This window comes from Algoriphagus formosus, from assembly GCF_002807035.1.
Classification (GTDB): domain Bacteria; phylum Bacteroidota; class Bacteroidia; order Cytophagales; family Cyclobacteriaceae; genus Algoriphagus; species Algoriphagus formosus.
On the sequence record NZ_NIUC01000002.1, the window covers coordinates 853,255 to 878,713 of the forward strand.

The 25,459-nt window shown below is 42.7% G+C and carries 24 protein-coding genes and 1 tRNA gene; 6 read left to right on the top strand and 19 right to left on the bottom strand.

The features are described 5' to 3' along the window. Window positions 1-144 precede the first annotated feature (144 nt). From CDH51_RS09860 to CDH51_RS09885, 6 genes are all read right to left on the bottom strand, one after another. A complete protein-coding gene (locus tag CDH51_RS09860) occupies window positions 145-357 on the bottom strand; it encodes a hypothetical protein (RefSeq protein ID WP_024284501.1) in 213 nt (70 codons plus the stop codon). A gap of 11 nt (window positions 358-368) precedes the next feature. Next, window positions 369-1,907, bottom strand: coding sequence for a glutamate--tRNA ligase (gene gltX, locus CDH51_RS09865; RefSeq protein WP_100628436.1), 1,539 nt, complete (start codon window positions 1,905-1,907; stop codon window positions 369-371). Window positions 1,908-2,216: 309 nt separating this feature from the next. Beyond that, a complete protein-coding gene (gene rplS, locus CDH51_RS09870; protein WP_026947868.1) occupies window positions 2,217-2,582 on the bottom strand; it encodes a 50S ribosomal protein L19 in 366 nt (121 codons plus the stop codon). 50 nt (window positions 2,583-2,632) lie between these two features. Next, on the bottom strand, window positions 2,633-3,349 hold the full coding sequence (trmD, locus tag CDH51_RS09875; RefSeq protein WP_100628437.1) for a tRNA (guanosine(37)-N1)-methyltransferase TrmD: 717 nt from the start codon (window positions 3,347-3,349) through the stop codon (window positions 2,633-2,635). A gap of 3 nt (window positions 3,350-3,352) precedes the next feature. Next, window positions 3,353-3,883: a ribosome maturation factor RimM gene (gene rimM, locus CDH51_RS09880; protein WP_100628438.1), complete on the bottom strand. Its 531-nt coding sequence runs from the start codon at window positions 3,881-3,883 to the stop codon at window positions 3,353-3,355. 14 nt (window positions 3,884-3,897) lie between these two features. Then, window positions 3,898-4,467, bottom strand: a complete 570-nt coding sequence (locus CDH51_RS09885) for a 30S ribosomal protein S16 (RefSeq protein ID WP_100628439.1) — start codon at window positions 4,465-4,467, stop codon at window positions 3,898-3,900. Between the two features lie 299 nt (window positions 4,468-4,766). Between CDH51_RS09885 and CDH51_RS09890 the strand changes: the two genes are divergently transcribed. Beyond that, window positions 4,767-4,838: transfer RNA gene (locus CDH51_RS09890), tRNA-Arg, on the top strand. A 118-nt stretch (window positions 4,839-4,956) separates the two neighbouring features. On the opposite strand, the gene CDH51_RS09895 is transcribed toward CDH51_RS09890, so the two are convergent. The 3 genes from CDH51_RS09895 to CDH51_RS09905 are packed head-to-tail and all read right to left on the bottom strand — an operon-like array spanning window position 4,957 to window position 10,178. Further along, window positions 4,957-5,352 carry a response regulator gene (locus tag CDH51_RS09895; protein ID WP_100628440.1) on the bottom strand — a complete coding sequence of 132 codons (396 nt, stop codon included), beginning with the start codon at window positions 5,350-5,352 and terminating at the stop codon, window positions 4,957-4,959. A gap of 1 nt (window position 5,353) precedes the next feature. After that, window positions 5,354-6,478: a response regulator gene (locus tag CDH51_RS09900; protein WP_198514295.1), complete on the bottom strand. Its 1,125-nt coding sequence runs from the start codon at window positions 6,476-6,478 to the stop codon at window positions 5,354-5,356. 4 nt (window positions 6,479-6,482) lie between these two features. Next, complete coding sequence (locus tag CDH51_RS09905) at window positions 6,483-10,178, bottom strand: PAS domain S-box protein (protein ID WP_100628442.1); 3,696 nt, start codon at window positions 10,176-10,178, stop codon at window positions 6,483-6,485. Window positions 10,179-10,502: 324 nt separating this feature from the next. On the opposite strand from CDH51_RS09905, the gene CDH51_RS09910 reads away from it, so the two are divergent. Continuing rightward, the gene (locus CDH51_RS09910; RefSeq protein WP_100628443.1) at window positions 10,503-12,170 is read left to right on the top strand and encodes a formate--tetrahydrofolate ligase; all 1,668 of its coding nucleotides are present in this window, start codon (window positions 10,503-10,505) and stop codon (window positions 12,168-12,170) included. 67 nt (window positions 12,171-12,237) lie between these two features. Here CDH51_RS09910 and CDH51_RS09915 read toward each other — a convergent pair whose 3' ends face one another. The 10 genes from CDH51_RS09915 to CDH51_RS09960 all read right to left on the bottom strand — a co-directional run bounded on the left by CDH51_RS09915 (window position 12,238) and on the right by CDH51_RS09960 (window position 23,297). Then, window positions 12,238-12,891: a hypothetical protein gene (locus CDH51_RS09915; RefSeq protein ID WP_100628444.1), complete on the bottom strand. Its 654-nt coding sequence runs from the start codon at window positions 12,889-12,891 to the stop codon at window positions 12,238-12,240. A 25-nt stretch (window positions 12,892-12,916) separates the two neighbouring features. Further along, entirely contained in the window at window positions 12,917-13,699 is a 783-nt protein-coding gene (locus tag CDH51_RS09920; RefSeq protein ID WP_100628445.1) for an SDR family NAD(P)-dependent oxidoreductase, read from the bottom strand. After that, the gene (locus tag CDH51_RS09925) at window positions 13,692-14,351 is read right to left on the bottom strand and encodes an acetoacetate decarboxylase family protein (protein ID WP_100628446.1); all 660 of its coding nucleotides are present in this window, start codon (window positions 14,349-14,351) and stop codon (window positions 13,692-13,694) included. Before CDH51_RS09925 ends, CDH51_RS09920 begins: the two co-directional genes overlap by 8 nt. Window positions 14,352-14,357: 6 nt before the next feature. Then, window positions 14,358-15,119, bottom strand: a complete 762-nt coding sequence (locus CDH51_RS09930; protein ID WP_100628447.1) for an SDR family NAD(P)-dependent oxidoreductase — start codon at window positions 15,117-15,119, stop codon at window positions 14,358-14,360. A 50-nt stretch (window positions 15,120-15,169) separates the two neighbouring features. Further along, window positions 15,170-16,888, bottom strand: coding sequence for an IlvD/Edd family dehydratase (locus CDH51_RS09935; RefSeq protein WP_026947858.1), 1,719 nt, complete (start codon window positions 16,886-16,888; stop codon window positions 15,170-15,172). A gap of 78 nt (window positions 16,889-16,966) precedes the next feature. After that, window positions 16,967-17,968, bottom strand: coding sequence for a glycosyltransferase family 61 protein (locus CDH51_RS09940; RefSeq protein ID WP_100628448.1), 1,002 nt, complete (start codon window positions 17,966-17,968; stop codon window positions 16,967-16,969). 10 nt (window positions 17,969-17,978) lie between these two features. Further along, entirely contained in the window at window positions 17,979-19,283 is a 1,305-nt protein-coding gene (gene murA, locus CDH51_RS09945; RefSeq protein WP_100628449.1) for a UDP-N-acetylglucosamine 1-carboxyvinyltransferase, read from the bottom strand. After that, complete coding sequence (locus tag CDH51_RS09950; protein WP_232724789.1) at window positions 19,284-19,907, bottom strand: DUF4290 domain-containing protein; 624 nt, start codon at window positions 19,905-19,907, stop codon at window positions 19,284-19,286. It abuts the gene before it with no gap. A gap of 97 nt (window positions 19,908-20,004) precedes the next feature. Next, entirely contained in the window at window positions 20,005-22,263 is a 2,259-nt protein-coding gene (locus CDH51_RS09955; protein ID WP_100628450.1) for an ATP-dependent helicase, read from the bottom strand. Window positions 22,264-22,460: 197 nt separating this feature from the next. Continuing rightward, the gene (locus CDH51_RS09960; RefSeq protein WP_100628451.1) at window positions 22,461-23,297 is read right to left on the bottom strand and encodes a lysophospholipid acyltransferase family protein; all 837 of its coding nucleotides are present in this window, start codon (window positions 23,295-23,297) and stop codon (window positions 22,461-22,463) included. Between the two features lie 109 nt (window positions 23,298-23,406). Between CDH51_RS09960 and CDH51_RS09965 the strand changes: the two genes are divergently transcribed. The 4 genes from CDH51_RS09965 to nadD are packed head-to-tail and all read left to right on the top strand — an operon-like array spanning window position 23,407 to window position 25,432. Next, complete coding sequence (locus CDH51_RS09965) at window positions 23,407-24,000, top strand: sigma-70 family RNA polymerase sigma factor (RefSeq protein ID WP_024284484.1); 594 nt, start codon at window positions 23,407-23,409, stop codon at window positions 23,998-24,000. 12 nt (window positions 24,001-24,012) lie between these two features. Then, window positions 24,013-24,288 (top strand): mycothiol system anti-sigma-R factor, encoded by a 276-nt coding sequence (locus CDH51_RS09970; RefSeq protein WP_024284483.1) that lies wholly within the window; start codon window positions 24,013-24,015, stop codon window positions 24,286-24,288. Window position 24,289: 1 nt separating this feature from the next. Continuing rightward, a complete protein-coding gene (gene gmk / locus CDH51_RS09975; RefSeq protein WP_100628452.1) occupies window positions 24,290-24,862 on the top strand; it encodes a guanylate kinase in 573 nt (190 codons plus the stop codon). Window positions 24,863-24,865: 3 nt separating this feature from the next. Next, on the top strand, window positions 24,866-25,432 hold the full coding sequence (nadD, locus tag CDH51_RS09980) for a nicotinate (nicotinamide) nucleotide adenylyltransferase (RefSeq protein WP_100628453.1): 567 nt from the start codon (window positions 24,866-24,868) through the stop codon (window positions 25,430-25,432). Window positions 25,433-25,459: the final 27 nt, after the last annotated feature.

Consider the following 25,459-nt stretch of genomic DNA (forward strand, 5'->3'; position numbering starts at 1 on the left):
ATAAAAAATCATATTTAATTCCGAAATAATTAATAGAAAAAATTCATGAGACTTTCATGATTTAGATCCGCTGCAGCGGAGAGGCCCGCCTCCCGACTTTGATGGAATCGCGATGACGGTACATCCAAATCTGAGACAGCCTCTTTATTCTTCTTCGTCAGACCCACGCTTGATATCATCCAAGTCTTCCCGGTCTTTCAATTTTTTATCTTCGACATTTTTATTCAAAAACTCATTGATTTTATCGATCGGAAAAGAGGAAGATATCTCTCCAAAAGGATCTATTTCCATTTTGAAACCCTTCAAGTCCGAATGAACTTTTGGGTCTTCGGGTTTTTTCTTTTTTCGCTTGCTCATAGCTCTAATACTTATTCTGGACGAGGTAGGTTTTCAATTGCAAACTGAATGCGGTTTGCTACTTCACCTGCACCTAAGATAGCAAATATCTCCATCAAATCCGGGCCGGCCCCGACACCTGTCACCGCCAATCGGACGGCTTGCATGATCTTACCTAGTTTGATTTCCTGTTCATCTGCAGTCTCTCCGAGTAGGGTTTTAGCGACTTCGCTATCATAAGTTCCCTCAAATTTCGAAAGCTTCTCAGCGTAAGCCGAAAGTACAGCTACCGCATCTGAATTCCACTTTTTGGAGGCTACCTGCTCGTCAAATTCTTTGGGAGCATTTACCAAAAAACGGCATTGAGTCCACATTTCCCCTGGGAAGGTCACGCGCTCCTTGGTCAATGAGACTATTGCCTCTGCCTTTTTTGAGTTTAGCTCTACCCCATCTTTTTTGGCTGCTTCAATGACAAAATCAGCCAAATCAGCATTTGAACGAGCCCGGAGGTATTGTTCATTATACCATTTAGCCTTGGCTATGTCGAATTTGGCACCGGCTTTCCCAATCCGCTCAATACTGAAAGCCTCTACCAATTCCTCCTTGGAAAAAAGCTCTCGCTCATCGCCCGGGTTCCAGCCCAAGAAGGCCAAGAAATTCAATAAAGCTTCCGGTAGGTATTCTTGCTCACGGAATCCCATGGCCGAGTCTCCGGTCTCCTCGTTTTTCCAATCAAGTGGAAAAACAGGAAATCCCATTCGGTCACCGTCTCGCTTGGATAATTTTCCATTTCCATCAGGCTTCAGCAAAAGCGGCAGATGGGCAAATTCGGGCATGGTATCTTCCCATCCAAAATACTTGTAAAGCAATACGTGTAAGGGTGCTGAAGGTAGCCATTCCTCTCCACGAATCACATGCGTAATTCCCATACGATGATCATCTACGATATTAGCCAAGTGGTAAGTTGGCATTCCATCTGACTTCATCAACACCTTATCATCCAAAGTGGAGGTATGAACCATTACCCAACCACGGATTTGGTCATGAAAGCGTACTTCTTCTTTGCGGGGGATTTTCACTCGAATCACATAAGGCTCCCCAGACGCCAATCTTGCCTTCACCTCATCCTCCGGCAATGTCAGGGAGTTTTTCATCTGCGTACGGGTGATACTGTTGTATTGAGGCTGTACGACTCGAGCTGCAGTCAGTCGCTCGCGCATAGCTTCGAGTTCTTCCGAAGTGTCAAAAGCATAGTAAGCATGGCCTTTTTCAACCAAATCAAGCGCATATTGCATGTAATCAGCCTTCCGCTCAGATTGCCGATAAGGACCTACATTTCCTGGGTTCCAGGGACTTTCGTCAGGTGTAATACCGAGCCATTCGAGGGATTCCCGAATATATTCCTCAGCACCTGCCACGTAGCGAGCCTGATCGGTATCTTCGATTCGAAGCAGGAATTTACCCTGATTCTTTTTTGCAAAAAGGTAATTATAAAGGGCAGTACGTACCCCTCCGATATGTAAAGGCCCTGTAGGTGACGGGGCAAATCTTACGCGAATTTCTCTACTCATGAGTGATTGATTGTCTTAAAAAAAACAGGCAATAATGGAGATTGTTCCCCATTCAGGCTGCAAAGGTAGGGAAAAATGATGGCTTCTGTAGGGAAAAAGGGGATTTGAAAAGGCAGGAATCTTAAGATTCATCCGTCGCTTTTTATTCATCATTTACTCAGCTTTGAGCCAAAAAAAACCATACCATTTACTATTCACTCTTTACTTCCCTAGATGGACTCAATGTACTCAATAATCACATCCACCTTATGAGTCCAAAACAAAAAAAGGAACCCATTTCTGAGTTCCTCTTTATGATTTTTGGGAAGATTAGTGCTTCACCTGAATCTTTTCCTTGATACGAGCAGCTTTACCCTGACGTCCTCTCAAGTAGAACAATCGGGCTCTTCTTACTCTACCTTGTCTCAATAGATCGATTTGCTCGATAGATGGAGAAAGGATAGGGAAGATACGCTCTACACCGATACCGTTGGATACTTTTCTTACTGTGAAAGTCTCTCCATTGGAATTCGGGTTTTTACGCTGGATGACAGTTCCTTGGAACTGCTGGACTCTCTCCTTATTACCTTCCTTGATTCGTACGTGTACGTTGATGGTATCACCAGCTTTGAAAGAAGGGAATTTGGCTCTCGCCTCGCTGTATTCCGCTTCTACGATTTTCATTAGTTCGCTCATAGCTTCTATATTTTATGCTTTCGCTGTTTGGCCAACACGTGGCTTGTTATTTACTTTTTCCGTTTACTTGTTTCGCTATCCCCCAAACCTGACTTAGCCCATAGATCGGGTCTTCGTTCACGGGTTCGGCGAACCGATGCTTCAAATCTCCATTCATTGATCTTTGCTTCATGACCTGAGAGCAATACTTCTGGAACTTCCATCCCATCCCAGTCAGCGGGACGAGTATAGACCGGCGGTGCGAGCAGGTCATCCTGAAAAGAGTCGGTCAATGCCGACGTCTCATCATTTAAGACTCCTGGTACCAGACGAATAATAGCGTCAGCCACTACAGCTGCTGCTAATTCTCCACCCGACAGCACAAAATCACCAATACTGATTTCTTTGGTAATGAATCGGTCTCTCACACGCTGATCTACTCCTTTATAATGACCACATAAGATCATCAGGTTTTTCTTCAGCGATAGAGAATTTGCCATAGGCTGATCGAATGTCTCCCCATCAGGCGTCATATAAATAATTTCATCATATGTTCGCTGACTTTGGAGATGTTCGATGCACCGGGCAATTGGTTCGACCATCATGACCATTCCTGCACCTCCACCAAAAGCATAATCGTCTACCTGCTTCTGTTTGCCAGTAGCAAAGTCCCGCAGGTTATGTACCCTGACAACTGCCAGGCCTTTTTCTTCTGCTCTTTTCAGAATAGAATGTGAAAAGGGACCTTCTAGCAATCCCGGTACCACGCTGATGATGTCGATATGCATATCTCAGTCTTCCAGATAAATGTCAAGCAATCCTTCGGGCAATCGACAGAAAACTTTTTTTGCTGCCTTGTCCACCTTGATGATGATTCCATCCTGTATCGGAATGAGAACCTCTTTTTCTTGATGGATGACCCCGATAAGGTCTTGGGCGTCCAAGTCGTAGATGGTTTGCACTTGCCCTAAGGAGCCATGCACTTCATCTTCTACTTCAAACCCGATCAATTCGTGAAAATAGTATTGGTCTTCATCAAGTTCGGGTAGTTCAGATAGTGGAAGATATACTTCCGATCCTACCAATTCCTCCACCTGCTCAATACGATCTAGTTCCTCAATTTTTGCCAGCGCCTTATTGCCTGCTTGAAGCACGAAATGCTCCAAGAAATAAGGGACTAAGCGGCCATTGCGTTCTAGAAAGATGTGCTCCAGATCTTCATAATCTTCAGGAAAATCCACATCGAGCACGACCACTATTTCACCACGGAGTCCATGAACTTTCGAAACATAGCCTAATTGGAAGCATTGTTCCTTGTTCATGAATCAATATACTATTAAGCTTGTGGAGCTTCGTCGCCTTCTGCGGAAGCTTCAGGAGCTGATTCTTCTGCGGACTCTTCAGCAGGAGCTTCTGCAGCGGCAGCAGCTTCAGCAGCAGCTTTTGCTTCTTCTTCTCTTGCCTTGATAGCGTCCAAACGAGCCTGATTCTTAGCAGCTTCAGCTTCAAGAGCCTTCTGACGGGCTTCGTCTTTAGCCTTACCGATAGAATCGACTTTGCTTTGGATTTTAGTTTCTTTTTCTTTCAACCAAGCTTCGAATTTGGCATCAGCCTGTTCTTGCGTGATTGCACCTTTAACTACTCCGATTTGGAGGTGTTTTTTCAGCATGACTCCTCTGTAGGACAGCATAGCCTTCACCGTATCGGTAGGCTGGGCTCCGTTCAACAACCACTGTAGAGCGCGCTCATTGTTGATGTTGATCGATGCAGGGTCAGTGTTCGGATTGTAAGTTCCGATCTTCTCGATGAAGCGTCCATCACGTGGAGCTCTTGCATCAGCGACAACCACGTCATACATCGCCATTTTTCTTCGGCCTCGACGTGCTAATCTGATTTTTACTGGCATAATTTATATTTGTTTGTTTAGTGGATGGAACCCGTCCATCCTAAATTTGGAGTGCAAAGATAGGGTAAATCTCTGAATCCCCATAAGTTGGGCTGATTATATTTATTGGTTTTTTGGCATTTCTCGTATCTTGCAACTCCCTTTGGCCTCGTACCTGCCTGCCGGCTGTCAGGGTTCAATGGATACCAAAACAGTATCGGATAGGAATTAGAAAAACTCTAAATACTAAGTCGCTACTCTTCTATTTGAAAAGATACTTGTTGAAGCATAAAAAAAGCCCAAATAATAGTTGAAATAATGGCCCCGTAGTTCAATGGATAGAATAGAAGTTTCCTAAACTTTAGATACAGGTTCGATTCCTGTCGGGGCTACTACCTTCCATAATATTATACCCCAAAGGCAGTTTGGATTTTTTTTGATGCTAAGCTAGGATTGAAAAAAAGCATTCGCTTTAAGTGATCAGAGGTTGTCATATTTAGCCACAGCCGTTCAGCTAAAAATAGTCTTATCCTTCAATCCCATCAGATAATCAATAGCTAGCGGTTTTTCCAAAAAATCAATGATGGAAGTATAGTTCTCAGCTTTGATCTTGTCGCCTTTATCTACCGATGAAGTTACCAAAATTACTTTTATGGTATCAAATGACCCTTTTGATTCCAAAAACTCCAAAACTTCCCACCCATCCATTATAGGCATATAGATATCAAGTAAAATCAAAAATTTTGCTTGGGAATCTTCTTTTTGCTTAAAAAACTCCACAAGCTTTTCACCGTTTTGAAAATGCTCGGGATGCACATTAAACCCTAATTTTTTGAGTGACCAATTATGAAGAAAGATAAATTGAGGATCATCATCGACCACTATTATTTGAAAGTCACTTTTCATTCTATCCTAGGGTTACATTAGTTTTTGACTGGGCCACATTGGACTTTTCAGATATCTTCCTGATTATTTGATCTAATTCATGCGAAGAATCCTTGATGATTTTTATAAAACTTGCAGTCTCTTCATCCAATTCCGAACTCAGTTCATCATCAACTAAATCAATTACACCCATCATTCTTGAAAGGGGAGCCCTCACCTCATGTGATTGGGACCAGGCAATCTCCTTGAAAATTTTGTTTTGATTTAAGATTGTTTCAATCTGCTCTACTTTTTCGGTTACATCCCTCAAGAAAACAACTGTCTGAATTTTATTTAACACCTCCATACTCACAAAGGAAGTTTCCATTATTCTACATTCTCCAGAATTGATTTTAATCTTTCGCTCTAGAAAAAGAGTCTCACTTTTCGAGCTCAGCTGCTCTTTGATTTTAAAGTAATAATCATCAGAATAATCACAATCCAAATCCTTTATACTTAATCCTGCAAGCTCCTCCTTGGTATATCCTAGAATTGCTTCTGCTGCTGGATTGCACTCAAAGAAGTTGGAAGGCTCTTCTTCCTGAAGATTAAAATAGAGAATCGCATCGAAGCTTGAATTGAACAATACCCGGAAATATCTTTCTCTCTTTTCGGTAAGATCCAAAGCAGCCTTTAGATAGGCTGTCTTTTCTTCTACCATTTCCTCTAAAATGATATTTTGATTTTGTAGTTGATCCAATACGACTGATGCCGTGATAAGATTTTGAACCCTAGATATCACTTCCCTGATATCAAAGGGCTTTGTCAAGAAGTCATTAGCTCCCAGATCAAACGCCTGATGTTTACTTTCAGATGAAATATCAGCTGTCAATACCAAGATGGGCAAAGTGTCCTTTTCGGAATCTTTCCGAATGGATTTAATCAACTCATACCCACTTATATGAGGCATCATCAAATCAATAAGAAGGATGGCCGGCTTTTCAGTTTTAAGTTTCGGGAGGAGTTCTCGCTCATCTGTGGTGGACCAAATGTTTCCAAATCCAGCAGATTCCAGTACATTTTCTAAGAGAATCAAGTTCTTGATCTGATCGTCTACAATAAATATCCTAGACTCAAGAATGGACTCTTTTAAGGGTTTTTTAATCATTTCACTACAAATATTCATCAACAATCTTACTAAGCAAGTCCATCCTCATTGGCTTGGTAATGTAACCCTCTGCTCCAAGCTTTTCCATTCTTTCCATGGAATGATTGGTCGCATCCGCACTCACAATGATTACAGGAATGTCTTTAAGTGTTGAATTTTTCTTTAATTCTTCTAAAATTTCAGAACCATGGACCTCTGGTAGATTGAGATCAAGAAGGATGATTTTTGGGTGATATTCAGTTGCCAACTGAATGGTTCCTTCCATAGTCATGGTCCAAATTAGTTGGATTTCGGGGTCAATCAGTTTAATGAACTCTTGAACCAGCTCAATGTTTGTGGGATTATCTTCCACCAATAGAATAGTAGATTTTGAGGGTTTCTTATTGGGTTTTCCCTTTTGCGAGAAATCTTCCTTCAAAAGATCCCTGTAGGAGGACTTTTGAAGTGGTATTTCTATCCAAAAATCACTTCCTTCTCCGAGATTACTAGATACACCAACAGACCCTCCCATAAGCTGCACCAATTTATCCACCACCGAGAGTCCCAAACCAGTTCCTTCGATTGAAGAAGTCGAGTTTCTTCCTCTTTCGAAAGGAGTAAATAATTTAGGAATGTCTTCTTCAGAAATTCCTACCCCAGTATCCTTGAAATGAATTTGAATAAACTCTTGATCCTCTTCTCTATTCGAAAGTTGATATTCTATACTGATACTACCATTAGGCTTGTTATATTTTATAGCGTTGTTGATTAGATTGATTATGACCTGCTTAAGTCTTTGCAAATCAGCAATGACAAATAGTTTTTCAATACTCAACGAGGGAGTGCTTATGGATATGGAATTCCGAAAGGCTGCAGTTCGGACAGAATCCACCACCTCACTCATCAAGCTTTGGAGCTCGACGGGCTCAAGAGAAACTTCGATATGCCCAGCCTCTATCCTCGATATCTCCAATACTTCATTGATCAGATTCAATAGATGGTTTCCGCTTTCCAGAATAAAATTCAGGTTTCTTTTTTGACTATCTGATAAATTGGACAATTGGAGGATTTGTGCAAATCCAAGTATGGAATTCAAAGGAGTCCGTAATTCATGACTCATCCTGGATAAAAATTGGCGCTGGGCCTCATTTGCTCTTTTTGCATCTAAAATAGCCCCTTCTAGTACTTCGTTGGTTATGGAAAGCTCTTGGGTTCTTGCAGCAATTTTTTCTTCCAGACTTGAATTGAGATTTAGGATCTCTTCCTGATACTTCTTGCTATCTGAGATATCCTCATAGAACAATAGTAGTTTGTGAAATTCGCCAGATAAATTGGAGATAGGAGAAACTGTTAGCTTAAACCATACTTCCTTTGAGGAAACTTTACTGACAAGTTTAATTTCCTGGCGGTAGGGAGGAATCCTTTTCCCTGAACTCTTATTCTCTACTAGATTACTTGCATATTCACTTAGCTCATCAAGTGGGTAATCAAAATAATCCCGAATATTTCCAATAGCTACTCCATTTGGGAGATCGACTTCCAGAATATTTACAAGAAGCTCTTTGTATGCTGCATTATAATATTCAATAACTCCATCAAATGAAACAATCTTGGTGGGAGTATTGCTCTGCTCGATAGCCTCGGATAATTTCTTGATCTCTAATTCCGCGGTTTTACTTTCTGTGATTTCAATATCTGAGCCCTGATAATTTAGGATCTCTCCCTTCTCATTCAAAACGGGCTTTACCGTGCGGTTAATCCAAATAATCTCTCCGTCTTTGTGTTTACCCTGAAGATCAAAGGTTACAGGTTTACCTGTATTGACTTTATCTTTAAAGCCATGAAGACATTCTCCTATATCTGAAGTACCACAAAATACATTAAGTGATTTTTTGGCAATCAACTCGTCTTTTTGATAGCCATAGACAGTTTTAGAGGCCTCACTGACATATAGCAACTTCCCCTCCAGATCGATTTCCCAAATGACAGATCCACTAAGCGAAGTGATTTCCTGAAATCGTTTTTCGCTCTCAATCAACTGATCACTTGCTTCCTTTTGAGCCGTATAGTCAATTCCTATACATTGGACTTCTGAAGGGTTACCAGCTTGATCTGTTACACAAGTAATTTCCCAAAAAGTATTACAAATTTTATTATCTACGGTATATTTATCTAGCTCGACTTTAAAAACCAGACCCGGATTTTTTATACATTTCTCTACTACCTCTCTGATTCTTCCCCAATGGTATTCACAGATTGATTTGAGTATAGTTCCCTCTTCATCTTCTGCATCAAATAAAATTTCTCCGAATCTCTGTTCATAAACAGGGTTATAATAGGTAGGCCGCCCTTCGAGATCTGTCCAGACAATATAAGTTGATTGAGACTCAAGTAAGAGTTTAAGCTGGGACTCACTTTGTTTAATCTCAGTAAGCTTTTCAGACGCATCTATAAATTGAAAAATAATAGTGCTGATAGCTTTGAGTAGAGGGTATTCTTCCGGAATAAAACAAACCGATTCAGTGATATAGACCACTACCTCGCCACGGATCTTCCCATTGACGACTATATCCTCTTGAATCTTCTTGGATGTCTCCTTAAAATTGGCACTTTCAAACCTTTCCGAATCAAAGTTGATGACGGCAAAGGTCTCATCCGGTTCAAAAAAGCCTGGTGGGATGATGTCCACAGCTTTAGAGAGAAACTCCTTTACCGAACCATTGTAAAATTCATGAGACAGAGCAGATATTCCATAAATTGACTTGAGCTCTTTAAGGCGTTCAAAAATATCTCGCTCCCTAAGAAATCTTTCCTTTACTCTGCCATAAATCCCGACGAATATATCTAAAATCCTGAACTCCCTTTGGCTGTATGTGTGCTTACTCTTTACCCAATCTATTCCCACAAAACTTACACATTCATTTCCCACCATTACAGGTATGGCTAATATGCTTTGTATTCTCTGAGGCTCTAAAGCTTGTCTCAAAACGTCGTCTTCATTCAGCGAAGACACATCAGACACAGACATTATCTTTCCCTGCCGATGAGCATTTGTCCAACTTTCCATGCCTTCTAAAGGTACATTTTGCAAAGCATCTATATATGGCTCAATCTCATCCGCACACCATTCAAATGTGTTGGAGGTTTGATCATTTTCCCAATCATAATCAAAAATATACATCCGATCCGCATCCAAGAACTTCCCGAGCTTTTCCAGGCTTCTTTGAATAAATTCACCAACCTGATCCTCAGAAAGATGTATAAATGAAGAGGAAACCGAAACTAGTGTTTCGTGAAGGACAATTTCTTCCCTCAAATTTCTTTCTGCTAGGATTTGATCGGAGATATCGACAAAAGTGGTAAAGACTTGAGAAGGTTCTTGCTCATCCTTCAAAAAAATTGGATAGGAATTAACTAAAATCCAAGTATAATCATTCTCCTTAGGATTGAAAATCCCCATTTGAACCTTGTGAACAGGCTTCCCAGTTTTCAGGGATATCATGGCGGGATGCGTTTCCCCAGGAAAATCTAAACCATCAGGATGAATAGTATGCCACCTTGGATCGACTGACTCCCTCCCTATCATTTGGTCCAGGCTTAACCCTAAGAGTTCTTCTGCTGCAGCGTTGGCATCGAATATTAAGCCATTTTTATCTTGGAAAACTACACCTTCGGCTAAATGGTGATACCAATTTTTATATTCAAAATTATCTACAGTCATTGATCTTTAGAATTACTTTTTTGATGTCAGAAACACCCCTGTCAATATAAAGGCCTTTATTGAACAAAACGCACATTTGTATGAAATAATAAAGATTAAATATCCTCTTTATCCATTTAGAGATAACTATCCCAATACCTCGCTGGTCTCCGTGAATTAATCGAAATATTTCCAGATTGTTTTAACTTACTATTTAATATAAAACATCATCTGTAAAAATCTAATGATCCCGATCCTCTTCTTTACTGATTTATCTCATGTTTTTAAGCTTGTATTATCAGGGAATTCCCAAGGATTTTCTTCTTGTTTTGATAAAAAAAACCAATGAACGATCTAGACATAGCCAAATCAGTTCCTCCTCATCCAATCCGACTTATCACCCAAAAACTTGGTCTACCAGAGGAAAAAATTGAGCCATACGGTAAGTTCAAGGCAAAGCTGGACTTGGATTTGATTCAGGAAGAAAAAGTTCAACAGTCAAAGTTGATTTTGGTCACTGCCATCACCCCAACTCCGGCAGGTGAAGGTAAAACTACCGTGACAATAGGGCTTAGCGACGCACTTAATGATCTCGGGAAGAATTCGATTGCGGTCATTCGAGAACCGAGCCTAGGCCCAGTATTTGGTCTGAAAGGAGGAGCTGCCGGAGGCGGGTGGTCACAGGTGATACCTATGGAGGACATCAACCTCCACTTCACTGGAGACTTCCATGCCATCGAAAAGTCCAATAATCTCCTGGCAGCACTTTTGGACAATGCCATTCAAAGCAAAGTCAAAAACCTACAAATAGATGCTCGATCCATCCTCTGGAAGCGTGCCATGGATATGAATGACCGCTCCCTTAGAAATATTGTCTGTGGACTAGGCGGTAAAAGCGGTGGTGTTCCCAGAGAAACAGGTTTTCAGATCACGGCAGCAAGTGAAGTAATGGCTATCCTATGCATGAGCAAAGACCTCGAGGATCTAAAAAACCGATTTGCTAAAATCTATCTGGGGGATCGATTAGACGGTAGTCCTGTATTTGCCTCTGATCTCAATGCGCAAGGTGCAATGGCCACCCTCATGAAAGAGGCTATCAAACCCAATATCGTACAGACCTTAGGACATCATCCCGCCTTGATTCATGGAGGGCCATTTGCCAATATTGCCCAAGGCACCAATAGCATCCTAGCCACCAAAATGGGTATGAGCTTAGGAGAATATGCTGTGACGGAAGCTGGCTTTGGCTCGGATCTAGGTGCAGAAAAGTTTTTTAACATCAAATGCCGGGAAGCTGGCATTTCTCCTAAGGCGACCGTCTTGGTAGCTACCATTCGCGCCTTGAAATATCATGGAAGTAAGCCTCTCACTGATTTGGAAACAGAGGATTTGGAAGCTTTAGAAAAGGGCTTACCCAACCTCGAACATCATTTGGAAAGTCTCAAAAAATTTGAAATTCCCGTGGTGGTGGCTATCAATGTTTTCAAAAGCGACACGGAAGCTGAAAAGAAATTATTAATAGACTTTTGCAAAAAATTGAATGTACCTGTAGCTCTCAGCGAAGGCTGGGAGAAAGGGGGTAGTGGCTGTTTGGATCTAGCCAAACTAGTCATCCAAGAAGCTGAAAATTGCAATCGCTCCTTCAAACCTACCTACGAGCTGGAAGACTCTGTGGTCGATAAGATCAAAAAAGTAAGCCAGAAAGTGTATGGTGCATCTGAAATCATCCTTAGTCCCAAAGCACAAAACCAACTCAAGAAAATAGAAAGGCTAGGATATCAAAAGCTCCCCATTTGTATCGCAAAGACTCAAAAAAGTATCAGTGATCAGGAAAAACTGATCGGGAGACCACAAGGCTTTCAGATTACGATTAGAGAATTCGAATTTGCGGCAGGAGCAGGCTTCTTAATCCCAATGGCAGGAGAAATTCTCCGAATGCCCGGGCTCCCTGCAAAGCCAGCTGCTGAGTCAATGGATATTTCTGGCTCAGGTGAGATTAGCGGGCTTTTTTGAGTTCTGATTTACTCTACAATTTTACCAAAGAAAAATCCCACTTGGCAGAGTGGGATTTTCTTTCAAATTACTCTACGGTCACATCCGAAAACCAAATGAATCGGTTTCCCTCACCATCTCTATGCATCGTCGCTAGCTGTATGGGTCCAAAGTCCTGTACATCTTCCCAAGTCCAAGTTCTGCCTTCTGCGCCATTCTGCCTTCTAAATGTCCACTCTAGGATTCGATGATTCTCATCCAGATACAAATCATAGGCATCTCCCGGTGTATACCCATCTGCAGAATTGTACACGACTGTCAATTTGGTGGAGTTGGTTTGATGAAGTGGTGAAGGCACGTTCTCAGCGACTTCGTATTCATACCCAGTATCCCAGGCCAATTGGAAAGGCATCATGAGCCAATATTTATCATTGATAAAGCCTTTATCCGCGTCAGGCAAAGAATCTGAAGGCATCTCCAAGCTGTAGGTGTAAGTGGTATCCGGACCCGAATAACCCACTTCATTATTTTGGATATCCCATGACCAATTTCTTGAAAAGACATTGACCGAATCACGCTGTACATTCCAGGTGTAGGAGATTTTTTTCACCTGATCAAAGTTTTCAATACCGTAGGCTTTGGCCACTTGAAAAGGAAGCGTATCTGGCATGGACTGCTTCTGATCAGTGGAGCAGCCAAATGCTAAAAAGCTGGCAAGGATAAGTAAATATGCGTTTTTCATCTTTAGGTGGTTTTAGAAGGCTAACTTACTCAGAATTAGCTTTGTTTTTTACCCATCTTCTAAGTTTTTCCAATTCCATCCAATGATAGATGGGCAGTATAATGGGAATAACCCTACTCATCAATCGCATCATAAAAAACAAACGAGAGGGAAAAATCCTTTTCTTTCCTTTTTCCAAACCTCTGAGAATTCTTCTTGCGACGGTCGTAGGATCCTGAACAGGGAAAGCCTTGGGAATATTTTTACCGGCATGATCAAAAAAAGCTGTCGCTGTAGCGATAGGAAATACAAGCGTCAATTGTTGTCCGCCTTCACTCCATACTGTTCTCGCCCACTGTAGCAAGGCCGATTTGGTAGCTGCATACAAGCTGTATCCGGGGACTGCCCAATAGGACATCGCTGAAGCAATGATGACATGATGACAAGAAGCCTGTCTTTCTTGTAGCTTCATTCCCAGTTCAATCGGACTAAAGGTATTCAACTGGAAGAGTGCATCCATTTCCTTCCAATTTTGTGTTTTGGCTGGACCATATTCCGCTTTACCCGCATTGGCTATGACTAGATCGATTTGAAAGTTATTTTGATCCAGCCATTCTATAATCAGATCATTTGCTCCTTTGACGGCCAAATCCACTTGTTTGGCTTTAATTTCAGAAAACTCCTGCCTCAACTTCTCTAGCCCTAAATCCGAAATATCTACTGCATATACTTCTGCTCCTTTTTCCAAAAGCTGAATCAATAGCGCTTTCCCAATCCCCGAAGCAGCACCTGTGATAAGTACTTTTTTATTTTTGAAAAAATCACTCACGAAAACTCGGCTTTGGAAAATGAATCTGAAAGGGGCGGATATGTACAGCCAATAAAGGCTTTACCTGATTGACAGAAGGAAAGAATTCTGCTTTGATGAAATTAAAATTGACTTTCGCCAACTTCCCCCTTCCTTTTCCGGATGGTTTGGTGAAAAAATCTTTTCCCTCCCACTGCTGATACAAATCGATAGGAAGCAAAGCTGTACTTGCCGGAAAAGAGAATCCAAATGGACGAATCGAACAATCAAAAAACACCTGATTTTTAGATTTTACACGCACTTGAATTTCTCCATGATTTTCCTCCCAGTCAAAGTCCATGGTCTCCTTCGGAATTCCCCAATTGGCTTGGCCATTCATCGTGCTGAGATCGGAGTCTACAAAAATCTTGGTAATGGATTGCTTTCTATGACTTCCGAATTTTCCAGGAATCAGGAGCAATTCCCGATAAGGTCCCACGGGACTTTCGGTATAATTCACCAGCATCAAATATCCCAATCCTCCTTTAAATTGACCTTTAAGGTATTCTGGCATTTGCCCTTGGTCTTCAACCCACTTTTTCGGAAACTTAAAAACCAAAATAATCCCCTCCCCTTTGAGATCCCACGGTGGTGGAAACTTCTGAAAATCTTCATTTTTCGGGGAGGCTATCATGGGCTATCAGGAGTAGGGAGAGGGACTCACGGCTGTCCAGCCTCCGTCAATAATCAAAGTCTGTCCTGTAATGTGGCGAGCAGTATCCGAGAGCAAAAAAGCGGCGGCCTCCGCGATATCCACCGTGGAAGCAGGTCTGCCTGTTGGAGTCAACTTGGACCAAGTGGCGGCATACTCAGGGTCAGAAGTAGTGCGCTCAGTGAGAGTTGCTCCCGGAGCGATGGTATTAACCCGGATTCCTAAAGGAGCCAATTCCAGGACTAGATTTTTGGCAAGCATCTCAGAAGCAGCTTTGCTCATGGCATAAGCAGCTAAATTTTCATGGCTTTGATGACCTGTAACTGAGGAAGTGAGCAGAATGGAACCTCCTTCTTCTTGCTCTTTCATAACTCTGGCAGCAGCTTGAACCAGAAAAAAGGTTCCCTCCTGATTAACCCGCATTACTTCTCGAAAATCCTCCCTACTATAATCCAAAAAGCTTCCAAAGAGTGTGATTCCGGCATTTGCGACAACTTGATCTATTCTCCCAAATGTTGAAAGAGCCAATTGGACCATCTCTTCGACCGTCTCATGACTTGCAGCATCTCCTGAGCAACCAATAATACTTCCGCTATTCATTCGGGAAAGCGTAGCGACCGATTCCTCAACCAAACCTTTTTCTACATCATTTAAAACAACCTTCCCTCCTTGTTCCAGAAGCTTCCTAGCTATTTCCAGACCAATTCCCTGTCCTGCCCCTGTGATGATGGCTACCTTTGATTTTCCCATTGGAAATAAATTTTTCTAAATGTCAAAAATCCAATTTATTCAAGTCACGCTTAATGCGAATCACGCTTAACCTCCGAACCTGAGCTTCCTTGTAAGAAATCAAAGTCTACCCCGTCATGAGCCTGATTGACTTGATGAAGAAACAAGTTGACATAGCCCCGTTCATAGGGTAATTGAGTAGGTTGAAAGGCGTTTTTGCGCTTTTCCATTTCCTCATCGGAAATCAGCAAATTCAAACTTCGATTTGGCACATCGAGCTGAATCATATCTCCATTTTGCACCAAAGCTAATGGCCCGCCAATGGCAGACTCCGGGGACACGTGCAAGACAACTGTACCGTATCCTGTCCCACTCATTCGTCCATCGGAAATTCGTACCATGTCTTTGATTCCCTTTTGGAGGAGTTTGGCAGGAAGTCCCATATTTCCAACCTCAGGCATTCCTGGATAACCTTTAGGCCCCACATTTTTCATCACTAAAACAGAGTTTTCATCCACCTCTAAGTCTGGATCATCAATCTTAGCCTTATAATCGTCTATGTCTTCAAAGACCACAGCTTTACCCGTATGAGTCAGGAGATGGGGACTAGCAGCCGAGGGCTTGATAACAGCTCCATTTGGACAGAGATTTCCCTTCAGAACCGCTATTCCTGAGTCCGGCTTGATGGGTTTTTCTAAAGTTCCGATTAGCTCTCGATCATAGCACTCAGCCTTTTCGATATTCTCACCTAGCGTCTTTCCATTGACTGTGATGCAATCTGTATGAAGTTTGGATTGGATTTCCCGCATGACAGCAGGAAGGCCTCCAGCATAAAATAAGTCTTCTACCCAATGCTCTCCCGAGGGCTGCACATTAGCAATCAAAGGCACTTTGGAAGAAAAATGATCAAAATCAGTCAGATCTAAATCTACCCCGATTCGACGGGCTATGGCTGTTAGGTGAAGGATAAAATTGGTTGATCCTCCCAGTGCTGCATTGACCATGATGGAGTTTTCAAAGGCCTTACGTGTCAAAATCTGACTCATTTTGAGGTCTTCCTTGACCATCTCAACAATCCGCATTCCTGCCATATGCGCCAAAACTTTTCTTCGAGAATCAGCCGCTGGAATAGTAGCGTTATCTGGCATTGCCAAGCCCAAAGCTTCCACCATAGCAGCCATCGTAGAAGCTGTACCCATCGGAGCGCAATGCCCTCTTGAACGGGACATCGCAGCCTCGGCTTCTATAAACTCTTCCTGAGAAAGCTTCCCTAATTTATATTCTTCGGCAAACCTCCAAACATCAGAAGTGCCAATTTTTTTTCCCTTAAATCTACCTACCAGCATGGGACCTCCCGATACAACCAAGGTCGGCAAGTCTACCGAGGCCGCTCCCATGACCAAGGAAGGAGTGGTTTTGTCACAACCACACATCAGAATCACACCATCCATGGGGTTGGCACGGATACTTTCCTCCACATCCATCGAAGCTAGATTTCGGAATAGCATTGCCGTGGGCTTAATTGAGCATTCTCCAAGAGACATCACTGGAAATTCAAGAGGAAAACCTCCGGCTTCCCAGATTCCTTGCTTGATTGACTCTGCTAACTCTCGAAAATGTGCATTGCAGGGAGTGAATTCAGACCAGGTATTACAGATTCCGATTACGGGTTTTTCACCTTCAAAAAGATGATGCGGTAATCCTTGGTTTTTCATCCAAGAGCGATAGATAAATCCGTCTTTTCCGGTTCGACCGTACCACTCCTGACTCCGGAGTTTTTTCTTTGCCATAGGTTTTTGGGTTTGAGTAAAATCTGGCAGAAGATAGGAAAAAATGAAGATTTCTGCGAACCTTAGATGGATATCGGTTTATTCTTGAACCAATTGGTTGACTAATTTCTCTAGAGCCTCAATATCAACTTTGAAATTAGCTAGGATGGTATCTTTTTCAGTCCCCTCATTCAAAGTATAGTAGTACTCATGCCCTAGCACATTGGCAAGATTAAAATAACACTGATTTTGGTCATCCTCGTGATTTCTTAATTCAACCACTTTACATCCCATCGGTAAAAAAAGCATATTGGTAAGCGCTGCCCCATGCAAAGAGATAAAAATAGCTGTCTCACCCATCAATTCGATTTGCTTCTTCACCGAAAGCTTTTCGGAATGATAGATCTCAAACCCCTTTTTATTTAGGCACAGCTCCACTTCCTTTTCATTTAAAACCCTACGTTTGGGGGCTAAACTTCTACTAATGTAGATTTTGCGGTAAGGGGCTTTCGAGATTTTGGAAAGTCTGTTTCTAGTTTCCAGCGTGTATTCCGGGTGAAAGTGTGGAAAAACAGCTGTGCGGGATGTCAAAACCAATTTTTTGACTTTAAGATTTTCAAATGAAGAATAAAAGATGGCTTTGATTCCTAATAACTTGAGACTTTGACTGACAAATGGAAGCTTTTGATATGCTTCATGTAAGATGACTTGATCGGTCACCCCTTTTTCTAACCCTTGCCAAATTCTCGGTAAACAATCCGTCATCCAATGAAAGTAATTGGCACTCCATTCATCCTTGATCCAAATGCCACTTTCTATCGTGCGCCATTTTCTAAAAGCACAATTCAACACTCTTTTTCCCAAGGGAAGTACACCCAATCCATTAACATGGGTATGGGAAGCAAAGAATTTCAGCTCTTTCCAAGAAAAAACGGTATCCTGCAAAATCAGAGCATCATTCAAAACCCAGCAGGGCTGTATAATAAAAGATGATTGGAGCCACTCGTTAAATAAGGGCTTATCTTCCTTCCTAACATTGGAAGGGAGTCCTCTCTGTACTCTTATTTCTTCCTCAAGGCCCTCTTCTGGATTTAGCTCCATTGAAAAATTGTTACAATCGCTCTATATCTGCTCCTAGTGCGTTTAATCGCTCATCAATATACTGATATCCTCTATCAATTTGTTCAATATTATCAATAATTGAGGTGCCATTTGCCGACATTGCGGCGATTAACAAAGCAACACCTGCACGAATATCAGGTGAGGTCATACGTATACCTCTCAAAGGGTACTTCCTGTCCAATCCTATGACCGTGGCACGATGTGGATCGCAAAGAATAATCTGAGCTCCCATATCGATCAATTTATCCACGAAAAATAAGCGAGATTCAAACATTTTCTGATGCACCAGTACCGTACCCTTTGCCTGAGTAGCAGTCACAAGTACGATGGAAAGCAGGTCAGGAGTAAAACCCGGCCAAATCTGGTCAGCAACGGTCAAGATAGATCCATCAATGAAAGTCTCTATTTCATAATGATCTTGAGCTGGGATAAAAATATCATCACCTCTGAATTCCATTTTGATACCCATCCGCCGGAAAGTATCGGGAATGATTCCGAGCTTGGGAATTTGACAGTTTTTGATGGTGATCTCAGATTGAGTCATTGCTGCCATTCCAATAAAAGAGCCGATCTCAATCATGTCCGGAAGCATGGTATGAGTGGTACCACCCAGCTTATCCACTCCTTCGATATGAAGGAGATTGGACCCTACGCCTGTTATTTTTGCACCCATGCGATTCAGCATATCGCAAAGCTGCTGCAGATAAGGTTCGCATGCAGCATTATAGATAGTCGTTTTTCCTTCGGCCATCACCGCTGCCATCACGATATTTGCTGTACCAGTTACGGAGGCCTCATCCAACAGCATGTAAGTGCCTTTTAGTTTTTTTCCATCGATATGGAAAATTTCTTTCTCAGCATCATACCTGAATTCAGCTCCTAGCTTTTGAAAGCCGGTGAAGTGAGTATCCATTCGTCGACGTCCGATTTTATCTCCTCCTGGCTTAGAAAGCTTTCCTGTACCAAAACGGGTCAATAGCGGACCTAAAATCATCACTGAGCCTCGAAGTGCAGAGGCTTTTTTCAAAAAATCTTCTGTTTCTAGGTACTCGAGGTTGACCTCATCTGCCTGAAAAGAGTAGGATTCGGGACCGAGTTTGGTGACTTTCACCCCCATATCGTTCAAAAGCTCAATGAGTTTATTTACGTCACGGATATTGGGGATTTTGTGAATGGTGACTTTTTCTCCTGTCAAAAGTACTGCGCAAAGAATTTGAAGCGCTTCATTTTTTGCTCCTTGTGGAATGATTTCGCCCTTAAGCTGATTTCCACCCCTTACCCGAAAAGATGCCATTTAATTTCGACGTTTTTTGTTATGTCCTCCGTTTCGACGGCGATTATTGCCGCGCTTGTTTGATTTTCCACCTCGCTCCTCATGGGTAGGCACTTTGAAATCACGTCGCGTATTGGATTCGAAAAGCGCATTTTCTTTCACCTTTTCCAAGTCGATGTGGAGCTTTCCCCGAGAGAGCGTTTTGATATCATCAATGATGATGCCATCGTCGAAATTATCTCTGTTCCAAGTGGAGTGAAAACTTCGCATCAGCTGGCCGATGTAAATAATCGCAGCTTCCTGCTCCTCATCATCTTCGATTTCAATCGCTTTTTCGATCAGCTTTTCGATATTTCTGCCATAATGCTTAAATCGTACTTCCCCTCTAGGATAGCCTATTGGAAGGGGTTTTTTGCCGAGTAATTCTTTTTCCGGCATGGGGAAAGGCCCATCCACATCCAACTTGAAGTCAGACATAATATAAATGTCATCCCAAAGCTTTTGATCATTTTCTTGCTTGAGGGTTGGATTCAGCTGCTTGATAATATCTATGATGGTATAGGCACTTGCAGTACGCTTTTCCCGGTCTTCAATCCCGCAGACATAGTCTACTAGGCCTTGAATGTTTTTTCCGTATTCTTTCAAAATGAGATTGTGTTTAGTCTTTTCTTCTATTCAAACATCCCTTCTAAAGCCTAAATTAAGGTAACAAAAAATCACCAAATGGCCGGAAGTTTGACAATTAGTCTATAATTCGAAGCTTGGCAAAGCTAAGTAATAATGTCTTCTCCCCAAAATGCTCAAACTGAATGGTTGCCTTACGGTTGAGCCCGTCCACTTCAATCTTCAAAACCTTCCCAAAACCGAACTTGGGATGCTCTACTAGCTGACTCTCCTGAAGGTTGTTTGTATTGCTCGGCTTGAAATCTGGACTGGGGGTATGAACCTTCATATTGGAAGGCATCCGAGTCTCAGGTTTCTTCTTTATTCCTATGAATCCAGAACTTCCTGGCAAACCTTCCCGACGAAATGCACCCGGCATCTCACGAGTAGCCTGTCGCTTATTGACCTTGATGCAGTCAGGATCTATCTCCTCCAAAAAACGACTCGGCTCGCAATTCAACAGTCGACCAAATCGATATCGGGAAAGTGCATACGTGAGATACAACTTTTGCATGGCCCGAGTGGTGGCCACATAAAACAGTCGTCGCTCCTCCTCCAGATCTTCCCGACTTTGCATCATCATCTGGGAAGGAAACAAATCCTCCTCCATCCCGACTACAAATACCTGCTTGAACTCCAGCCCCTTGGCAGAGTGAATGGTCATCAGCGTAATCGCGTCAGTGGTGTCTTTATCCCGATCATTATCGGTAAGCAAGGCAATCTCCTGAAGGAATGCTCCCAAGCTTTTGTCTTCATTTTCTTCATTGTCGACGTACTCCTTGATTGCATTGAGCAATTCCTGTACGTTTTCATAGCGGTTGAGCCCCTCGATGGTTTTATCCTCATATAGCTCCCGAAGCAAGCCGCTCTGTTTGGCAATGGTATTGGCGGCTTCGAAAGCATCCTTTCGCTGTACTTCTATCTGAAAGGCTTTGATCATGGTGGCAAAATCATCCACTGAAGCTCCTGCACGACCTCCTAAGAAACTATGAGCATTTTGTACCACCTCCCAAAGAGGCACATCATGATCGTAGGCCGATACTAGGATTTTTTCCAAAGAGGTATTGCCAATCCCTCGCTTAGGATAATTGATAATCCGTTTGAAAGCCTCCTCATCAACGGGGTTCACCGTGAAGCGCATGTAAGCCATCAAGTCCTTGATTTCCTTTCGCTGATAGAAAGACAGCCCACCTACGATTTTATAGGTAAGGTTCATTTTGCGAAGCGCCTCTTCTATTGCCCGGGATTGGGAGTTAGTCCGGTAGAGAATCGCAAAATCACTGTTGTCCAGCTTTTTGTTATTCTTTTCTTCAAAAATGGTCGTTGCCACTACCCTCCCTTCCTCGTTGTCAGAGGCGGCCTTGATGAGTTCGATCAGATCCCCATCCGGATTGGAAGTCCAAACGGTCTTTTTGAGCTGGGCCTTATTTTTATCGATAATGGAATTGGCCGCTTCTACGATGGTCTTGGTGGATCGGTAGTTTTGCTCCAGCTTGACTACGAAGAGATCCGGATAGTCCTTTTCGAAGTTGAGAATGTTCTGAATATCCGCCCCACGGAAGGCATAGATACTTTGAGCGTCATCCCCTACCACACAGATATTTTGGTGAACAGCCGCTAACTTTTTGGTGATGAGGTATTGGGAGAGGTTGGTATCCTGAAACTCATCCACCATCACATATTTGAACCGCTGTTGATATTTATTCAGTACATCGATGTGATCTCGGAAAAGCACATTGGTATTGAAAAGCAAATCGTCAAAATCCATAGCCCCAGCCTTAAAAAGCCGGTCTTGGTAGCGCTGATAGATATCGCCCATTTTGGGTTTCATCGCAGCCTCGTCATCTGCTTTGACAAAAGGGTCAGCTTGATAGGCTTGCCAGGAAATCAATCGGTTTTTGGCACCGGAAATTCGGGAAAGGACCACGCTAGGTTTGTAAACCTTATCGTCCAATCGCATTTCCTTGACGATGGTACGTATCAAAGATTTGGAATCGTCTGTATCGTAAATGGTAAAGTTGGAGGGATAGCCGATTTTTTCGGACTCTACCCGAAGGATTTTTGCAAAAACCGAATGAAAAGTACCCATCCAGGTATTTCTGGCCTCCAGTCCGACTAGCTTCTCGATTCGATGCTTCATCTCACTCGCCGCTTTATTGGTAAAGGTGAGTGACAAAATCTGAAATGGATCTATTCCTTTGGCATAAATCAGATGTGCAATCCGGTATGTCAGCACGCGGGTCTTTCCCGAACCTGCACCAGCAATGATCATCACCGGGCCGTCCGTATGTTCTACCGCTTCGCGCTGAGGGGGATTGAGTTCTTCTAGGTAATCCATTATTTAAAGTAGCTAGTAGCTAGATTATAGTAGTAAATAGTAAATAGGCATCTAGTGTAAAGTACAATGTACCAAGAATCAAGTACGAAGTACCAAGTAGCCAAGAACAAGAAATCAGAACCAAGAAACAGGAGTTGAAGACTAGAATCGGATGAAATTTACAAACTTTCCAACCTTAACACTTTCCAACTTTTAACTCATATCTTCCATCGCTTATGACTCCAAAGGTACATATCCGGCTGTTCTCGAATATTTTCTTCCAGCATCTCGCAGAATCGATCCGTGATCGAATGGGGCTGTTCTCCATCATAAGGCGGACTAGCCATAGGAACATATTCGTAGCGATAATGCCCACGTTTGACCTTAGTCATCTTCCCATAATGGACGTGCAAGTTCATCTTTTTCGATAGGAATTCAGCCCCTTCGAAAAAGACTGCCGGTCGATTTAGAAACTCACGCTGGTACCGATTTTCGGAAGATGGTGGACGTTGATCAGATCCCAAAAGCACGATCCGAGGATCTCTGCCCAAGGTAAGCATACCACGTCGAAACTCCTTTTTCTCTGTCACAAATCCGCCAAATCGTGTCCTGATTTTTTTCATCAGTTCGTTGAAGAAGGGATTATTCACTTTGAGGTAAACAGTCTCCACGGGCACCTCGGTGTAGAGATTGGTACCCACCACTCCCCACTCCCAATTGAAGATATGCCCGGCCATCATCAGGGAGCTGACTCCGTTTTTGACTGGCTGATCAAGATCCGGCTGATTGACAATGACAAATCTGCGGCGGAATTCTACTTCCGAAATTGTCAGTAATTTGATCGTTTCGGCAAATGTGTCAGTAAAATTCCTGTAAAAACGATTTCGGATCTTTTTTCGCTCTGTATCAGAAAGCTCAGGAAAAGCATGAAAGAGATTTTCATCAATGACCTTTTTCCGATATCGAATCACAAAGCGGGCAATCAGGTATAGAAAGTCCGTGAGTAGGTATAAGATAGAAAGCGGAAGTCGGGAGAGAAGACGAAAGAAAAACATGCTTGGAATCGTCGAACAGGATCGAACTGAGGATACAAAATAAAGGAAAAGCGGGGAAAAGTTCCCGAATCCTAGTTATAATTTCACCCAATGATTACTTTTGAAACATATGTCGGATAGTCAGCGCAGAAAATATACGCAGGAAGAGAAAAACAGCATCTTTGACGGGGAGTTTATGCCACACATCGACTCCATGTACAATTTTGCCTTCCGACTCACCTTTGATGAGGACGATGCCAAAGATTTGGTGCAGGATACTTATCTGAAAGCGTATCGCTTCATCAATTCCTTCGAACAGGGAACCAACGCCAAAGCATGGCTGTTTCGCATCCTGAAAAACAGTTTCATCAACGAATACCGTAAGAAGTCCAAGCAACCAGCAAAGGTAGATTATCAGGAAGTTGAAACTTATTATAACTCAGATGATGTTGACTTTCAGGGAACCACTGATTTGCGGGCTGATTCGGTCAAGGATATGCTCGGAGATGAGATTTCTAATGCGCTCAATGCCTTGGCGGTAGACTTCCGTACGGTGATCATTTTAGCGGATCTGGAAGGCTTTACTTACGAGGAAATGGCCAAGATCCTGGATATTCCGATCGGAACTGTACGGTCTAGGCTTCATCGGGCCAGAAATCTATTGAAGGACAAGCTTCGGGGCTATGCACAGTCCATGGGCTACAAGACAGACGAGGAGGATTAAAACGAATACCAAATGGAAAATAACGGAAAAGAAACTTCCGAGGAGCGGAAAGTGAGCTGTGGTGATGTGAGCAAATGCTTTCAGCTGCTGGAAAGTATCCTTGACGGAGAAATGGGTGAAGAGGGTAAAGAAGTCCTCAAAGAAAAACTAGACAAGTGTCAGCCTTGCTTTGAGCATTTTCACTTGGAGCAGGCCATTCGGGAAGTGCTCAAAACTAAATGCACCAAACAGCCGGTGCCTACCCAACTCGCTGACTCCATCCGTCAGATGATCCACGAAAGCAAATAAAATGACTGCAGGAAAAGCTATCATTTTTTCAGCACCCTCAGGATCGGGGAAGACTTCCCTAGTTAAACACCTGATTCAGCATGTGCCCAACTTGGGCTTTTCTATTTCCGCCTGCACCCGAGACCGTCGAGGCAGGCATGAGGTACATGGCAAGGATTATTATTTTTTGTCCCAGGAAGAATTCAAGCAAAAAATTGACGAAGACGCCTTCATCGAATGGGAGGAAGTCTATGCCGGCAACTTCTACGGCACACTCAAAGAAGAAATTCAACGCATTTGGGATTCGGGAAAAGCCGCCATTTTCGATGTAGATGTCAAAGGCGGACTGGCTCTCAAAAAATATTTTGGAGATCAGGCTTTGGCTATCTTTGTCAAAGTGCCTTCGCTGGATGTACTCAAAGCCCGACTCAACGATCGGGGTACCGAATCCGAAGAATCACTTTCAAGACGACTTTTTAAGGCAGAGTTTGAGATGAAATTCGAGCCACAGTTTGATGTGACGATAGTCAATGATGACTTTGCCAAGTCCTCCGCGGAGGCAGAGCATCTAGTTCGGGAATTTCTAGCCTCCTAAGCTTTGAAAATCGGGCTTTTTTTCGGCAGTTTTAATCCTATTCACCTGGGTCATCTGATCATCGCAGAGACGATTTATGATCGGACAGATTTGGATGAGGTCTGGTTTGTGGTCAGTCCTCAGAATCCCCTGAAGAAGAGAAAATCCCTGATCCATGAATTCGACCGGCTCAGAATGGTGGAGTTGGCGATTGAGGACAACTTCCATTTTCGGGCCAGCGATGTGGAGTTTCACATGCCCCGCCCCAGCTATACCATTGATACCTTGACCTATCTCAGCGATCAGTATCCACAGCATGAGTTCAGCATTTTTTTGGGTTCAGACAATTTGAAGCAATTCAAGAAGTGGAAAAACTACGAGCAGATTCTCGAGCACTATCAGGTCTATGTCTATCCTCGCCCGGGAGAAAAAGTGGATTTTTCCCACTCCTCGGTAAGGGAAGTAGATGCCCCGCTATTGGATATCTCGGCTACCTTTATCCGGGAGGCGATTCAGCAGGAGCGATCGGTGCGCTATCTCTTGCCTGATGCAGTGGTGGACTATATCCGAGACAAAAAACTCTACTTCTAGCTGATTATTAACCGTCTGCAAAAAAAA

Coding starts and splice junctions, on each gene's coding strand:
- trmD (WP_100628437.1), bottom strand. CDS start 3,349: ATGCATATCGACATCATCAGCGTGGTACCGGGATTGCTAGAAGGTCCC.
- CDH51_RS09955 (WP_100628450.1), bottom strand. CDS start 22,263: ATGGATTACCTAGAAGAACTCAATCCCCCTCAGCGCGAAGCGGTAGAA.
- CDH51_RS09885 (WP_100628439.1), bottom strand. CDS start 4,467: ATGCCAGTAAAAATCAGATTAGCACGTCGAGGCCGAAGAAAAATGGCG.
- CDH51_RS09900 (WP_198514295.1), bottom strand. CDS start 6,478: ATGATTAAAAAACCCTTAAAAGAGTCCATTCTTGAGTCTAGGATATTT.
- CDH51_RS09960 (WP_100628451.1), bottom strand. CDS start 23,297: ATGTTTTTCTTTCGTCTTCTCTCCCGACTTCCGCTTTCTATCTTATAC.
- CDH51_RS09860 (WP_024284501.1), bottom strand. CDS start 357: ATGAGCAAGCGAAAAAAGAAAAAACCCGAAGACCCAAAAGTTCATTCG.
- rimM (WP_100628438.1), bottom strand. CDS start 3,883: ATGAACAAGGAACAATGCTTCCAATTAGGCTATGTTTCGAAAGTTCAT.
- rplS (WP_026947868.1), bottom strand. CDS start 2,582: ATGAGCGAACTAATGAAAATCGTAGAAGCGGAATACAGCGAGGCGAGA.
- CDH51_RS09935 (WP_026947858.1), bottom strand. CDS start 16,888: ATGGCAAAGAAAAAACTCCGGAGTCAGGAGTGGTACGGTCGAACCGGA.
- CDH51_RS09940 (WP_100628448.1), bottom strand. CDS start 17,968: ATGGAGCTAAATCCAGAAGAGGGCCTTGAGGAAGAAATAAGAGTACAG.
- CDH51_RS09910 (WP_100628443.1), top strand. CDS start 10,503: ATGAACGATCTAGACATAGCCAAATCAGTTCCTCCTCATCCAATCCGA.
- CDH51_RS09970 (WP_024284483.1), top strand. CDS start 24,013: ATGGAAAATAACGGAAAAGAAACTTCCGAGGAGCGGAAAGTGAGCTGT.
- CDH51_RS09965 (WP_024284484.1), top strand. CDS start 23,407: ATGTCGGATAGTCAGCGCAGAAAATATACGCAGGAAGAGAAAAACAGC.
- gmk (WP_100628452.1), top strand. CDS start 24,290: ATGACTGCAGGAAAAGCTATCATTTTTTCAGCACCCTCAGGATCGGGG.
- CDH51_RS09925 (WP_100628446.1), bottom strand. CDS start 14,351: ATGATAGCCTCCCCGAAAAATGAAGATTTTCAGAAGTTTCCACCACCG.
- gltX (WP_100628436.1), bottom strand. CDS start 1,907: ATGAGTAGAGAAATTCGCGTAAGATTTGCCCCGTCACCTACAGGGCCT.
- CDH51_RS09905 (WP_100628442.1), bottom strand. CDS start 10,178: ATGACTGTAGATAATTTTGAATATAAAAATTGGTATCACCATTTAGCC.
- CDH51_RS09915 (WP_100628444.1), bottom strand. CDS start 12,891: ATGAAAAACGCATATTTACTTATCCTTGCCAGCTTTTTAGCATTTGGC.
- CDH51_RS09930 (WP_100628447.1), bottom strand. CDS start 15,119: ATGGGAAAATCAAAGGTAGCCATCATCACAGGGGCAGGACAGGGAATT.
- CDH51_RS09895 (WP_100628440.1), bottom strand. CDS start 5,352: ATGAAAAGTGACTTTCAAATAATAGTGGTCGATGATGATCCTCAATTT.
- murA (WP_100628449.1), bottom strand. CDS start 19,283: ATGGCATCTTTTCGGGTAAGGGGTGGAAATCAGCTTAAGGGCGAAATC.